This is a genomic window from Brevibacillus borstelensis, from assembly GCF_036700025.1.
GTDB classification, from domain to species: Bacteria; Bacillota; Bacilli; order Brevibacillales; family Brevibacillaceae; genus Brevibacillus; species Brevibacillus borstelensis.
In genome coordinates this window covers 90762-104405 of record NZ_CP144922.1, presented here as the reverse complement: position 1 = coordinate 104405, position 13644 = coordinate 90762, and the positions used below count along the sequence as shown (strand labels likewise).

The 13644-nt window shown below is 54.2% G+C and carries 12 protein-coding genes; all 12 read left to right on the top strand.

Annotated elements, in window-relative coordinates:
* Window positions 1–231: 231 nt before the first annotated feature.
* The 12 genes from spoIIE to hpt all read left to right on the top strand — a co-directional run bounded on the left by spoIIE (window position 232) and on the right by hpt (window position 13633).
* Window positions 232–2709 (top strand): stage II sporulation protein E, encoded by a 2478-nt coding sequence (gene spoIIE, locus V5G20_RS00515; protein WP_003390246.1) that lies wholly within the window; start codon window positions 232–234, stop codon window positions 2707–2709.
* 205 nt (window positions 2710–2914) lie between these two features.
* On the top strand, window positions 2915–3670 hold the full coding sequence (locus tag V5G20_RS00510) for a DeoR/GlpR family DNA-binding transcription regulator (protein WP_024983368.1): 756 nt from the start codon (window positions 2915–2917) through the stop codon (window positions 3668–3670).
* Window positions 3667–4581 carry a 1-phosphofructokinase gene (pfkB, locus tag V5G20_RS00505; protein ID WP_003390248.1) on the top strand — a complete coding sequence of 305 codons (915 nt, stop codon included), beginning with the start codon at window positions 3667–3669 and terminating at the stop codon, window positions 4579–4581. The genes V5G20_RS00510 and pfkB overlap by 4 nt, the downstream gene beginning before the upstream one ends.
* 15 nt (window positions 4582–4596) lie before the next feature.
* The gene (locus V5G20_RS00500; RefSeq protein WP_024983366.1) at window positions 4597–6615 is read left to right on the top strand and encodes a PTS fructose transporter subunit IIABC; all 2019 of its coding nucleotides are present in this window, start codon (window positions 4597–4599) and stop codon (window positions 6613–6615) included.
* Window positions 6616–6636: 21 nt separating this feature from the next.
* Entirely contained in the window at window positions 6637–6897 is a 261-nt protein-coding gene (locus V5G20_RS00495) for an HPr family phosphocarrier protein (RefSeq protein ID WP_003390251.1), read from the top strand.
* 15 nt (window positions 6898–6912) lie between these two features.
* Complete coding sequence (gene ptsP, locus V5G20_RS00490) at window positions 6913–8637, top strand: phosphoenolpyruvate--protein phosphotransferase (RefSeq protein WP_024983365.1); 1725 nt, start codon at window positions 6913–6915, stop codon at window positions 8635–8637.
* Window positions 8638–8786: 149 nt separating this feature from the next.
* On the top strand, window positions 8787–9548 hold the full coding sequence (locus V5G20_RS00485; RefSeq protein WP_003390253.1) for a VWA domain-containing protein: 762 nt from the start codon (window positions 8787–8789) through the stop codon (window positions 9546–9548).
* Window positions 9538–10470, top strand: coding sequence for a serine/threonine protein kinase (locus tag V5G20_RS00480; protein WP_051925626.1), 933 nt, complete (start codon window positions 9538–9540; stop codon window positions 10468–10470). The genes V5G20_RS00485 and V5G20_RS00480 overlap by 11 nt, the downstream gene beginning before the upstream one ends.
* Before the next feature lie 15 nt (window positions 10471–10485).
* Window positions 10486–11235, top strand: a complete 750-nt coding sequence (locus tag V5G20_RS00475) for a threonine/serine exporter family protein (protein ID WP_003390255.1) — start codon at window positions 10486–10488, stop codon at window positions 11233–11235.
* Window positions 11236–11242: 7 nt separating this feature from the next.
* Entirely contained in the window at window positions 11243–11692 is a 450-nt protein-coding gene (locus tag V5G20_RS00470; protein ID WP_122958774.1) for a threonine/serine exporter family protein, read from the top strand.
* Window positions 11670–13097 carry a tRNA lysidine(34) synthetase TilS gene (gene tilS / locus V5G20_RS00465; protein ID WP_024983363.1) on the top strand — a complete coding sequence of 476 codons (1428 nt, stop codon included), beginning with the start codon at window positions 11670–11672 and terminating at the stop codon, window positions 13095–13097. The genes V5G20_RS00470 and tilS overlap by 23 nt, the downstream gene beginning before the upstream one ends.
* Window positions 13094–13633 carry a hypoxanthine phosphoribosyltransferase gene (gene hpt, locus V5G20_RS00460; protein ID WP_003390258.1) on the top strand — a complete coding sequence of 180 codons (540 nt, stop codon included), beginning with the start codon at window positions 13094–13096 and terminating at the stop codon, window positions 13631–13633. Before tilS ends, hpt begins: the two co-directional genes overlap by 4 nt.
* Window positions 13634–13644: the final 11 nt, after the last annotated feature.

Sequence of the window (13644 nt, the reverse complement as noted above, 5' to 3'; positions counted from 1 at the left end):
TCACCTGTCAGCCGACGTAGACCGCCAAAACGTCGGTTCTTTTTTTTATCCAAAGCAATTCATCCCATGGCTTCGGCAAAAAGCTTGTCGAAGCCAAGTTTAATGGGGCCAATTGCGTCAATGATTTTGTCGCACGATTTTAGGAATACGCCTTGGTTTTTTGACAAATTTTACAGCACTGCCTCCGTATAATGGGAACCATTGAATACGTTAACGGGGTGGTGTAGCAAGATGATGATAAATAAAAACGTAACCAGTACAGGCAACATGTGGTCGAGGCGGGTTTCGGAGCAATGGAATGCCGCAACGGGAACATGGGGAGAACGCATTGCAGAAACAGCCGAGAAATGGAAGCTGCTGCCCTTCCTGATGGGTTTTTTACTGGGACGAGCTTTGATCCTGGAGGAATTGACTCCCTTTATCGTTCCGTATTTTATGGTCATGTACTACCTACGCAAGGATAGCATCCTCGCATGTGGGGTTGCTCTCGTTTTCGGGGCCTTTACCCATACCGTTCCGATGGGCTTGCAGGCCGTCATGAGCGTGGCGCTGGCACTGGCTGTTTGCAAATGGAGCGAGCGGCTGCGGCGCAAAGACTTCTCCAGGACTCCTCTGTTTGTCCTGATCACGGTTTTTGCCAGCCACCTGTTGTTTGACGCCATCACCAACCAGGTAACGACCTACAAGCTGGTTATGGTGGCGGTAGAGTCGGTGCTGAGCTTTGTCCTCACCTTGATTTTTATCCAATCCTTGTCCATCATCCATTTGGCAAAACCGTATGAGCCCCTGAAAAGCGAAGAGGTCGTCTCACTGGTGATCCTGCTCGCCTCATTGATGACGGGCACGGTAAACTGGACAGTTGAAGGCCTCTCCATGGAGCACGTCCTGTCGCGGTATTTGCTTCTCTTGTTTGCTTTTGCCGGGGGAGGAACGATCGGGGCCGCGGTCGGGGTGGTAACAGGCCTGATCCTCAGCCTGGCAAATGTAGGCGCGTTAATGCAAATCAATCTGCTCGCCTTTTCCGGTCTGCTCGCGGGCCTGTTGAAAGAAGGCGGCAAGGTTGGCGTATCTGCGGGATTATTGATCGGTACAGCCATCCTGGCCATTTACGGCGGAGCGGAAGAAACCCTCTATTTGTCACTGGTTGAGACCGGCCTTGCGATCATCTTGTTCTTGCTGACTCCGGCCAGCGTATGGAAAAACGTCTCGCGCTTTATTCCGGGGACAACAGAAAATCTGCAATCCCATCAAGAGTACATGCGGCGTGTCCGCGATGTGACGGCTGGCAAGATCCAGCAGTTCTCCGAGCTGTTTACCCAGTTGTCCCGCAGCTTTGCCCAGACGGCCGCCGATACGGAAGAACGCGATGAAGAAGCCGATGCATTTTTGAGCCGGGTGACCGAGTTTACTTGCCAAAAATGCTGGAAGCGCGAGCAGTGCTGGGAAAAGGATCCGGAGGCGATCTATCAAGGCATGCGCTGGATGATCGACAAGCTGCAGGAGACCGGCTCGCTCGCCCATGTCACCCCTCCGCGCGATTGGGAGAGAAAGTGCGTCAAAACGGAAAAAGTGATGACCGTCATGGAGCAGGAGTACGATCGTCAGCTGGCGTTTGAGCTTTTGAAAAAGCAAGTGAAGGAAAGCCGCAAGCTGGTGGCGGATCAACTGTCCGGAGTATCGCGGGTCATGAGCGATTTTGCCCGTGAGATTCAGCGCGAAGGGATGGAGCTGAGCCTGCAGGAAAAACAGGTGTCCCAGGCGCTGGAGGGATTGGGATTGTCTGTGCGGCGGGTGGAGATCCACAATTTGGAGGAAGGGAAGGTTGACATTGAGATCAGCCAGCCTACCTGCTATGGAAGGGACGAGTGCGCCAAGATCGTCGCGCCGATGCTGACGGAAATTTTAGGCGAGAACATCGTGGTGAAAGAGCGGCACTGTGAGGCGCAGAAGGACGGTAGCTGCACGATGTGCCTCGCTTCGGCAAAAACGTTCGAGGTCGACATCGGCATCGCGGGAGCCGCAAAAGACGGGAAGCTTCTATCCGGAGACAGCTTTCGGACGATGGACTTGGGGAATGGCAAGATGGCGCTTGCGATCAGCGACGGAATGGGCAATGGCGAGCGGGCGTTTCTGGAGAGTCAGTCCGCTCTGGACATGCTGCAACAACTGCTTCGTTCGGGCATCGATGAAAAGCTGTCGATCAAGACTGTCAACTCCGTTTTGGCGCTTCGCTCCACGGATGAAATGTTTGCAACGGTAGACCTGGCTTTGATTGACCTGCAAACGGCTCATACCCGATTCATAAAGATTGGATCGACACCGAGCTTCGTCAAGCGCGGATCAGATGTCATCACGATAACGGCCAACAACCTGCCGGTCGGCATTCTGGAGGATATCGAGGTCGATGTCGTCTCCCGCACCTTGAAGCCGGGCGACCTTTTGATCATGATGTCAGACGGAATCTATGAGGCACCACGGCATATCGAAAATCGCCAGGCCTGGATGAAGCGGATCCTTTCCGAATTTCAGACGAATGATCCCCAGGAAGTAGCCGATCTGCTGCTGGAGCGCGTGATCCGGCAGCACTCCGGCCAGATCGTCGACGATATGACTGTGCTGGTGGCGAGAATTGACAGATTTGTCCCGCAATGGTCGTCGATCCAGGTACACGGGATGCCCAAGCTGGAGCGGCCGAGAATTGTGAGTTAAGGAGTTCTAGGGAATAGATAAGGTAGCTGCTGATTCGAGCAAGCTGCCTTTTTTGTGGTTTGTTTTGAAAGAACATGACAGATTTCGTTGTGTTTTCTGATTGGTAATGATTAATTGTGATTGTTTATGATCGTTTTTTGGATTATAATCGAGATGTAACAGCATCATGCTTTTTCTTTTCTGCTACGGAGGAAAGGAGGTTGTCATGCTAACCCCGGAACGTCATGAAATGATTTTGAAGGCACTCAAGGAAAAGGGTGTTGTCCGCATTCTTGAGCTGGTGGAGATGACCGGCGCATCGGAGTCTACGGTGAGGCGGGATCTCAGCGACCTGGAGGAACAGCGCCTGTTGAAGCGCGTCCATGGAGGCGCGGCTTTGCTGCAAAGCAAGATCGAAGAACCCTCCATTCAAGAAAAAGCGGTAAAGCACGAGAAAGAAAAGGTGGCCATCGCCAAATATGCCGCAAGCCTGATCGAGGAAGGCGATTCTATTTTTATTGATGCGGGAACAACGACTTACCAGATGCTCGCTTTTATTCCTCATGAAAATATTATCGTGGTGACAAACGGAATCGACATCGCGCTGCAACTGAGCCAGCGGAAGATCAAGACCATTTTGCTCGGCGGTGAAATGAAAGCGGCTACATTGTCGCTGGTGGGCCGAGATGCCGTCAATACGATCAGCCAATACCGTTTCGACAAATGCTTTCTAGGCATGAACGGGATCGATAAAAAGCACGGACTGACCACTCCCGACCCGGATGAAGCGTATGTCAAGCAGTTGGCGCTTCACTACGCGGACGAGTGCTTTGTTCTGTGCGATTCAAACAAGTTTTCCCGCGTGACTTTTGCCAAAGTCGGGGACATGGATCGCGTCACCGTCATTACTGATGACGGTTTGCCCGATGAGGAACAGCGGGAATACGCAAAACTGACACAACTAAAAGTGGTGAAAGCATGATTTATACAGTGACCTTGAATCCTTCGATCGACTATCACGTCTGGATTGACTCTTGGGAAGAGGGACAGATTCACAAGGCACAAAAGGACAGGAAGGTTGCGGGAGGCAAGGGCATCAACGTGTCCAAGGTGCTTCGCAATCTGGAAATGGACAGTACGGCCCTGGGGTTTGTAGGAGGCTTCGCAGGAGCGTTTATCGCTGATCAACTGGAGCGGGACGGTATCCGGCACGAGTTGATCAAAATCGAACAGGAATCTCGGCTAAACATCAAAATCAAGGCCCATGTCGAGACCGATATTAGCGGAGTTCCGCCGGAAATTCCTGCAGAAGCGCTGGCCAAGCTGCACGGCCGGCTTGACCAACTGACGGATGAAGACTGCCTGGTTCTGGCCGGCAGCGTGCCACGCGGGGTTCCGAATGACATCTATCAAGCCATCATGAAGCGTCTGGTACCAAAGGGTGTCCGCATTTTTCTGGACGCGAGCGGAAAAGCGCTGGCAGACGGCTTGGCGGAGCGGCCATTTTTGATCAAGCCAAATCATCACGAGCTGGGCGAATTGTTCGGGGTGAACATTTTGTCGCCGGCTGACGCCATTTTTTACGGAAAAAAGGCGCTTGAGGCGGGAGCCCGGAACGTCATCGTCTCGATGGCGGAACAGGGCGCTGTCTTTGTCAACAGCAAGGCGGCTTTTGCGGCCCGTATCCCGAAGCAGGACCCGGTTAATTCCATCGGTGCCGGAGATTCTGTGGTAGCCGGCTTTTTGTACGCATACGAAAAGGGCATGGAGCTGGAAGACGCATTCCGCTTCGCCGTGGCGGCGGGGAGCGCCACAGCCTTGTCGGAAGGATTTTGCACACACGAGAAAATCAAAGCGTTTTCTCCGAAGATAACCATCAGCAGAGTGGAATGATAAGGGGGGTCACATATGTCTGATCAGATTCGCATTGGGGATTTGCTCAAAGAAGATACCATTATCCTATCGCTTGCGGCTTCAACAAAAGAAGAAGTCCTGGACGAGCTGATCGCCAAGCTGGATGAGGCGGGGCGATTGAACAGCAGGGACGGGATGAAAGAAGCTATTCTCGCCCGAGAAGCGCTCAGCTCGACAGGTATCGGCGAAGGCATTGCCATACCGCATGCAAAGACAGCGGCTGTGAAGACGCCCAGCATCGCGTTTGGCTTTTCCAAACAGGGAATCGACTTTCAGTCATTTGATGGAACCAAAGCCCATCTGTTTTTCATGATTGCGGCAACGGAGAATGCCAACCAGGCCCACCTGGAAACGCTGGCTCTGCTCTCCCAGATGCTGATGGATGAAGACCTCCGCAAGCGGCTGATGGCGGCCGGTTCAAAGGAAGAGGTGCTGGAGATCATCGCCGTCAAGGAGCGGGAGATCAACAGCGCGCAGGGGTCAGACGGAACAACAGCGGACGAATCAACGGGCAGCCAGACAACAGGGCAAGCCGGAGCAGAAAACGCTGCGGTGCACAGCGCCGAAGCGGGGGCTTCGCCAGATGCTATCCCCGCTGGCGAAACCGGGGATTCGCTCCCGGCACGGCCAAAGGTGGTCGCAGTGACAGCGTGTCCGACCGGAATCGCGCATACGTATATGGCTGCCGATGCCCTGAAGAAAAAGGCCGGAGAATTGGGGATACCCATCAAAGTCGAGACGAATGGCTCGGGTGGAGTTAAAAACAAGCTCACACCGGAGGATATTCGGGACGCCGCTGCCGTTATCGTCGCGGCCGACAAGCAAGTCGAGATGGAACGGTTCAAAGGCAAAGTGGTGATTGAAGTGCCGGTAGCCGAAGGGATCCGGCAACCGGAAGCCCTGTTGAATCGGGCAGTCAAACAAGAAGGAAGGACCTTCGAGGGCAACAGCGGTCAGAATGGCGAATCCGCCGAATCCACTGAAGAAAAGGGAGCAAAGCAATTCGCATTTTACAAGCACCTGATGAATGGCGTGTCCAACATGCTGCCATTTGTCGTGGGTGGCGGGATCATTATCGCGCTGAGCTTCATGTTTGGAATCAAGGCGTCTGACCCGAACGATCCTACCTTCCATCCATTCGCCAAGGCTTTGATGGACATCGGCAGCGGGACGGCGTTTGCACTGATGATTCCCGTCCTGGCCGGATTTATCGCCAAGAGCATCGCCGACCGTCCGGGCTTTGCGCCGGGTATGGTAGGCGGGATGCTGGCGGCTGCCAGCGGCGCCGGATTTTTGGGCGGACTGATCGCCGGTTTTCTTGCCGGGTATATCGTGCTCGGATTGAAAAAGCTGTTTGCAGGACTTCCTCAGTCCTTGGAAGGGCTAAAGCCGATGCTGATTTATCCGCTGCTCGGGATACTGCTGACGGGTCTGGTCATGGTCTACGTCATCTCCGAGCCTTTGGCGGCAATCAATACGGGTCTTAGCGACTGGCTGAAGAACATGAACCAGGGAAATGCGGTTATCCTCGGGGTTATCCTCGGAGCGATGATGGCCTTCGATATGGGCGGGCCGTTTAACAAAGCGGCGTTTACGTTCGGGATCGCCATGATTGCCGAAGGAAACTTCGGTCCGCATGCGGCGATCATGGCAGCAGGGATGACACCGCCACTTGGATTGGCGTTGGCAACCACGCTGTTTAAGAAGAAATTTACTGCCGAAGAACGACAAGCAGGGAAAACCGCATACGTTTTGGGGGCATCCTTCATTACCGAAGGAGCGATCCCGTTTGCCGCGGCTGATCCGACGCGCGTCATTCCGTCGACGATGGCCGGTTCGGCTGTGGCTGGCGGTCTGTCGATGTTCTTCGGGTGCACGCTGCCGGCACCGCATGGGGGCATATTCGTTCTCCCCGTTATCGGCAATGCCGGAATGTACGTAGTGTCGATTGTGGTCGGTACGATTGTAACGGCACTGATGATCAATCTTTTGAAAAAAGAAGCAGTCAAATAACTGGACAAGGAGTGAATCACGATGTTGACTCAAACTTTTACTATTAAAAATCCGACCGGGCTGCATGCCCGTCCTGCGTCCCTGTTCGTCCAAAAGGCGACAGCCTACGCCTGCGAGATCAATGTGATCAAAGGGACGAAAAAGGTAAACGGAAAAAGCATTATGGGTCTGATGACGCTTGGTGCGGCAAAAGGCGACGAGATTACGCTCGAAATCAATGGCGAAGGGGAGCAGCAAGCCATGGAGGAATTGGGAGGCCTGCTCGAAGCGGTCCATGAATAAGTAAGGGGCGATCACATGGTTATCCAGGGCATTGCGGCAGCTCCGGGAATCGTCATCGGACGTGCGGTGGTCAAAGGCAGCGAAGAAATCCGCTATGAACGCCGGACCATCGGTGAAGAACAGAGAGCTGCAGAAGTGGAACGGTTTCAACGGAGCATACAGGAGGCTCATCAAGAATTAGAGCTGATCAAGGAAAAGACGCGCAAGGACATCGGGGAGAAAGAAGCGGCCATTTTTGAAGCCCACCAGATGTTTTTGCAGGACCCCGACTTCATCAGTGCAATTGAGGCGAAAATTGCGAGCGAGGGGCTGAATGCGGAAGCCGCTGTGGAAGACGTTCGCGACAGCTTTGTCGTGTTATTCGAAAGCATGGATAACGAGTACATGCGGGAGCGGGCAGCCGATCTTCGCGATGTAAGCCAGCGTGTACTGAGAAAGCTGCTAGGCATCTCTGAACAGTTGGATACAAGCCTGGACGGCCCGATCGTTCTCGTCGTGCATGATCTGACCCCATCCGATACGGCACAGCTTGACCGCGACAAGGTGAAAGGCTTTTTGACCAATATCGGAGGCCGTACGTCTCACTCGGCAATTATGGCTCGCACGATGGAAATCCCGGCCGTAGTCGGGCTGTCTGCGATCACGGAGCAGGTTCAGACCGGGGATACGGTGATCGTCGACGGGCTGGAGGGAAAAGTGTTTATCCAGCCGGATGAGACAGTCATCCGTACGTATGAGGAAAAGCAAAAGGCCTACGCTGAGCAAAAAGAGATGTGGGCCCGTCTGGTCAAGGAAGCGACGATAACGAAAGACGGCAAGCGGGTAGAACTGGCTGCCAATATCGGCAATCCGCAGGACGCCGTGCAAGCGCTTCAAAACGGAGCCGAGGCGATCGGGTTGTTCCGCACCGAGTTTTTGTACATGGGAAAAGCACAGTTTCCGACAGAAGAGGAGCAGTTTGAGGCTTACAAAGCTGCTGCGCAGGCGATGGGCGAAAAGCCTGTGGTGATCAGGACGCTGGATATTGGCGGGGACAAGGAGCTTTCCTATTTGGAGATGCCAAAGGAGCTGAATCCGTTTCTCGGCTATCGGGCCATCCGCCTTTGTCTGGACCGTCCCGAGCTGTTCAAGACACAGCTGCGTGCCTTGCTCAGAGCGAGTGCGTACGGGGGCATTAAAATCATGTACCCCATGATCGCGACGCTGCGAGAACTGCGCAGGGCAAACCAGTTGCTGGACGAAGTGAAAACGGATTTGCGCAATAACCACATTCCGTTTAACGAGAATCTCGAAGTGGGAATCATGATTGAGGTTCCGGCGGCTGCCATGATCGCCGACCAGTTGGCCAAGGAGGTCGACTTCTTCAGTATCGGCACGAACGATCTGATCCAGTATACGATGGCCGCCGACCGGATGAACGAGCAGGTCTCCTACTTGTACGATCCTTTTCATCCCGCTGTCCTGAGACTGATCCGCCAGGTGATCAAAGCGGCTCATCAAGAAGGGAAATGGGTAGGCATGTGCGGTGAAATGGCCGGAGAAGAGCTTGCGGTACCGATCCTGCTGGGCCTGGGTCTGGACGAGTTCAGCATGAGCGCGACCTCCATTCTGCGCACCCGCCATCTTCTGAAGCAATTGGACGCATCTGAGATGGTAGCCGTCGCCGAGCAAGCGCTGGCACTGGAGAGCGGAGAGGATATCCGGGCGTATATCCAGGAGCATGTGATCAGCAAGCTGTGACGATGAAGTGAACGATAGATAAAATGATGGATAAAAGAAGGGTTGTAGCGGGCTTCTGACAAGCCTGCGGCAATCCTTCTGGTATGTTTCCCCTTTGCACTGTCGATACTGGTTACCAATACAGGCAAGACAGAATGGGGAGATGACTAGTGAAAGAAGCAACCTTACGACAAATTTTGGTGGTGACGGACGGCTGCTCCAACTCCGGCATTAGTCCGGTTGCGGCTGCGACCCTGGCGAGGGAGCAGGGGATCACGGTAAACGTCATCGGCGTGATTGAAAAAGGCGATATGGGCGAGCAGGGAGAGAAGGAAATTCGCGAAATAGCAGAAGCGGGCGGCGGTCTGTTTGACATCGTGTACCCCCAGCAGTTGGCCCAAACCGTACAGATGTTGACACGCAAGGCTATGACGCGGACGATCCACCAGGTAGTAAGCAAGGAATTGAAAGAGATTTTGGGCGATTCCGCCATGGAGGGATTGGTTCCCGAGAAAAGAGTCCAGGTCGCCGGGATGGTGGACGAGCTGGGCGAACGCAGTCGTCTCGATGTAGTGATGCTGGTCGATTCCTCCGGAAGCATGAAGCCGAAGCTGGCTGCTGTCCAGCAAGCCATCCACGACTTCAGCATCAGCCTTCGTTCGAGAAGCGGACAAAGCCGGATGGCTGTTTGTTCATTTCCTGGGAAACAAAATCACCTCGATGTCCGCATCCCGTGGACTGAGGAGGTGGATCAGGCTCATCAGTTGACTTCCGGACTGACGATGAGCGGGATTACACCGACTGGACCGGCGATTATCGAAGCGATTGCACTGTTTGAGCATGTCAAGCTCCCAACCGGCTTGCGCGATCGCTACGGGCATAATGAGCTCGAAGACGGTGACCAAGGCAGTTTGAGAGACCATGTCTTTTAATCGCGCCATTCCCAAGCTGCCTCCCCAATTTCGCGGCAAATGGAATCAGAAAACGTACCATGTCCTGCGGGAGCTGGGGCGTGGTGCCAACGGGGCGGTCTATCTGGTGTCCCAGGACGGGGTTCGGCGAGCCGTGAAAATCGGAGCGGAAGGCATGGATATTCTGATGGAAGTTCATGCGCTAAAAAGCGTTCAGCAGGGGCGGGATGCACGGGTAACCGTCGCTCCGCTCCTCTGCGACGTGGATGACCTCTATATTGACGGGCGGTCATGCACCTTTTACGCGATGGAATACCTCGATGGCGAGCAGTTGGATCAGTTCGTCCAGCGCACGGGAACGGATTGGGTGCCGGTTTTGATCATCCAGCTTTTGGCCAGACTGGCCGTCCTCCATCAAAGAGGATGGGTTTTCGGCGACTTGAAGCCGGAAAACGTGATTGTAACCCGTGCAGACAGTCAAGTGAGGCTGATCGATTTTGGAGGGGTTACGAAACATGGCTGTGCGGTCAGGCAATTTACGGAGGAGTATGACCGGGCTGCCTGGCACGCGGGTGACAGACGCGCAGAGCCGGACTATGATCTCTTCTCGCTGGCCGTGATGACCGTCCGTCTGGCAAGCAGCCCGGAAGTTTGGAAGAGTTCTCGAACAGAGCCGCGTCAAACCAGTCTGCTCTGTGATATAATACGGAACAACGACAGCCTTTACCCATTTCGGGTTCCGCTCATCAAGGCTTTCCACGGACAGTACGCGGGAGCGGAAGAAATGAAAAGCGATATGCTGGCGATCGTGCAAGGCCGTACGACTGCAGTTCAGCAAAAAAAGGCGTCAGGGTCCGGTTCATCAGGCATCTGGATAGGCGGGTTGTTTGTCGCATCCATGCTGCTATTGGCCGGAACATTGTATTATGCATGGATGATGTAAGGGGTGTGACAATAGGTGTCCCCAGATCTTGTTATGGATACCTGCTTGTTGGCAGGCGAAATTATGTTGAAGAACGGCGGGGAAACGTATCGTACGGAAGAGACGATGTCGTGGATTGCCAAGGCGGCCGGCATGGATTCGGTTAACAGCTCCGCGACCCCGACCAGCATCATCTTGTCATTTCGTGCGAATGGACAAGATCATACACGCATGATCCGCACACCCAGCCGGACGATCAATTTGAGCAAGGTCACCTTGGCCAACGACGTCTCGCGCCGGTTTGTTTCGGGAGATATTACCATCTATGAAGCCTACAACCTGTTTCAGCAAATCGATCAGGGAAAACCGGTTTACCCCAAATGGATGCTGCATACGGCGGCTGGCGTTGCCAGCGGCTCTTTTGCCATGCTTGCGGGCGGTACTTGGTATGATCTGCTGCCCTCCGCATTGGCGGGACTGACGGTCAACCTCAGTCTGCAATTTTTTGAAAAGTTTCTACGGATCAAATTTTTTACTGAATTTGTATCAGCTTTGCTGGGCGGATTGTTTGCGCTCCTGTGCGCTACCTTTTTTACGGAGCTGCACCTCAGCATCCTGATCATCGGTGCCATGCTTCCTCTCTTCCCGGGGATCGCCATCACCAACTCGCTCAGGGATCTGATGGCCGGAGATCTCGTCGCGGGAGTCTCACGCGGGGCAGAAGCGCTTTTGACAGCACTTTCCGTTGCGGTAGCGACGGCTATTACCCTGTGGTTCGTGAGGTGAGAGACGAATGGTATTGTTGAAAGGATTGGGCCTCAGTCTGTTGTCTTCGATGGCGTGGGGATTGCTGTTTAATGTTCCGGTGCGCACCTTGCTGGCATGCGGCTTCGCCGGTTTGACCGGATGGCTTGTTTTCTCCATTCTCCCATATTTTGGGGCTGAGGTTATTTTATGCACGTTTGCGGCAGCGACAACCGTTTCCATATTAAGTCAAGTTTTGTCCGTCTGGCTGAGGGTCCCCTCCACCAACTTCAGTGTTGCCGGCATCATCCCTCTGGTGCCGGGATCTCTTGCTTACAAAGCGATGCTTGCCTTCGTAAATGGACAATATATGGAAGGAATCATGCTGGCCATGCAGACTGCGATGGTGGCAGGAGCGATCGCGTCCGGTCTGATCCTGGGAATTTCTTTATTTGCCATCTGGAGGGGAGCGCGCCATGCTAGAAAGCGTGCGCAATAACATCGAGCGCAGCAGGCTCCTGGAGCCGGGCGAGACAGTCGTGGTCGGCATCTCTGGCGGAAATGACTCGACTGCCCTTTTGCATATCTTGTGGGCTCTCAATTCACACTATCAGTACGGCTGGAAATTGCACGCTGTACACCTGAATCACGGTTTCCGCGGGGAGGAAGCGGGCAGGGACGCGGACTATGCCGGAGAGCTGTGCCAATCCCTCGGGGTTTCTTTTCACTTGTTTGAACGGAGCATTCCAGATGTCATGAAGGAGACCGGCATGGGGGCTCAGGAAGCGAGCCGCGCTGTGCGCTATGATCTCTACAAGCAGGTCGCGCTTCGTACAGGCGCTGCCAAAGTAGCCGTGGCGCATCATGCCGACGACCAGGTGGAGACGGTCTTGTTTCGGCTGTTGAGGGGAACGCGCCTCTCCGGTCTGACCGGGATGCCAGCCAGGCGCTGGCTGGTGGAGGGCCAGGTCGAGCTGATCCGGCCGCTTCTGCATGTGAGCAGAGCGGAGCTGGAGCGCTACTGTGAGGAAAACGCGCTATTCCCGCGAGAGGACAGCAGCAACCGCTCGCGCAAGTACGCCCGCAACCTGATCCGGCTGGAAGTAATGCCGCTGTTGGAGCAGGTAAACGAGCGCTACCGCGAGCACATCCTTTCCCTGTCAAAGGCCGTTCAGGAGGATGAAGCTTACCTGCAAAAGCAGAGTCGCGATCAGTTAAAAGCGGTTGTGATCAAGCAGAAAAAAGGCGACGTGACGATCGACGCCGACAAGTTTCAAAGTTGTGACGTTGCTTTACAAAGGAGAATGATTACTCTAATATTAAGTTATCTCTCAAGCCAAATCGAATGGTCTTCGCAACATGTGGAGGCCGTTTTGCGCATGATAGAGGGAAATCGTCCGTCTGCTGAACTGGATTTGCCCGGTGCCGTGACAGTGGCCAGGGCATATCGGCAGGTTCGCTTTCAGACGAATGGCCAGAAATTATATCGTCAGATTTTCTGCTACCAGCTTGCTGTTCCGGGAACAACACTGATTACGGAAAGTGGAGCAGCGGTACATACGTTTTATCGTGATGGCCCCATCGATTGGGCACGAGTTCCCGATCACGCGGCGGCTTTTGATGCCGATCGCCTTCCTGGGCCTTTATGCGTTCGCAATCGAAAGCAAGGTGACCGCATGCCTCTATGGGGAACAGCGGGGAGCAAAAAGCTGAAGGAACTGCTGATCGACGCCAAGGTGCCGCAGAAGTGGCGGGACAGACTGCCGATCCTGACTGCGGGCGACCAGGTGATCTGGGTTCCGGGCATCCGCCGATCCGCCATTGCGCCTGTAAGTGAACGGACCAAGCGGGTATTGTATGTGGAAGTGGAGTTTGGAGAAGAGTGGCGGGAGGTATTAACGTGAACCAAGACATCAAGGAGATTTTGCTCACCGAAGAACAAATTGCCAGCAAGGTTAAAGAGCTGGGCTCTATCTTGAGCGAAGAATACCGGGACAAAAACCCGTTGGTCATCTGCGTTTTGAAGGGCGCTGTCGTATTTATGGCCGATTTGCTTCGCCATATGGACATTCCCTGCGAAATGGACTTTATGGCCGTATCCAGCTATGGAAGCGGAACCGAGTCTTCCGGGATGGTGAAAATCCTGAAGGACCTCGACACTTCCGCCGAAGGCCGTCACGTCCTCGTTGTCGAGGACATCATGGACAGCGGTTTGACGCTGAGCAGGCTGATGGAGCTTCTGCGCCACCGCCAGGCGGCTTCCGTAAAGGTCGTGACGCTTCTCAACAAGCCGGATCGCCGCAAAGTAGACATCTCGCCAGATTACAGCGGATTTACGATTCCAGACGAATTCGTAGTCGGCTACGGTCTGGATTTTGCCGAGAAATATCGAAACCTGCCATTTATTGGCGTACTAAAACCGGAAGTTTACACGAACTAGCTTTGTTGTGA

Bases quoted from the DNA above. Each gene is read 5' to 3' on its own strand.
- spoIIE (WP_003390246.1), top strand. From the start codon at position 232: ATGATGATAAATAAAAACGTAACCAGTACAGGCAACATGTGGTCGAGG.
- V5G20_RS00510 (WP_024983368.1), top strand. From the start codon at position 2,915: ATGCTAACCCCGGAACGTCATGAAATGATTTTGAAGGCACTCAAGGAA.
- pfkB (WP_003390248.1), top strand. From the start codon at position 3,667: ATGATTTATACAGTGACCTTGAATCCTTCGATCGACTATCACGTCTGG.
- V5G20_RS00500 (WP_024983366.1), top strand. From the start codon at position 4,597: ATGTCTGATCAGATTCGCATTGGGGATTTGCTCAAAGAAGATACCATT.
- V5G20_RS00495 (WP_003390251.1), top strand. From the start codon at position 6,637: ATGTTGACTCAAACTTTTACTATTAAAAATCCGACCGGGCTGCATGCC.
- ptsP (WP_024983365.1), top strand. From the start codon at position 6,913: ATGGTTATCCAGGGCATTGCGGCAGCTCCGGGAATCGTCATCGGACGT.
- V5G20_RS00480 (WP_051925626.1), top strand. From the start codon at position 9,538: ATGTCTTTTAATCGCGCCATTCCCAAGCTGCCTCCCCAATTTCGCGGC.
- V5G20_RS00470 (WP_122958774.1), top strand. From the start codon at position 11,243: ATGGTATTGTTGAAAGGATTGGGCCTCAGTCTGTTGTCTTCGATGGCG.
- tilS (WP_024983363.1), top strand. From the start codon at position 11,670: ATGCTAGAAAGCGTGCGCAATAACATCGAGCGCAGCAGGCTCCTGGAG.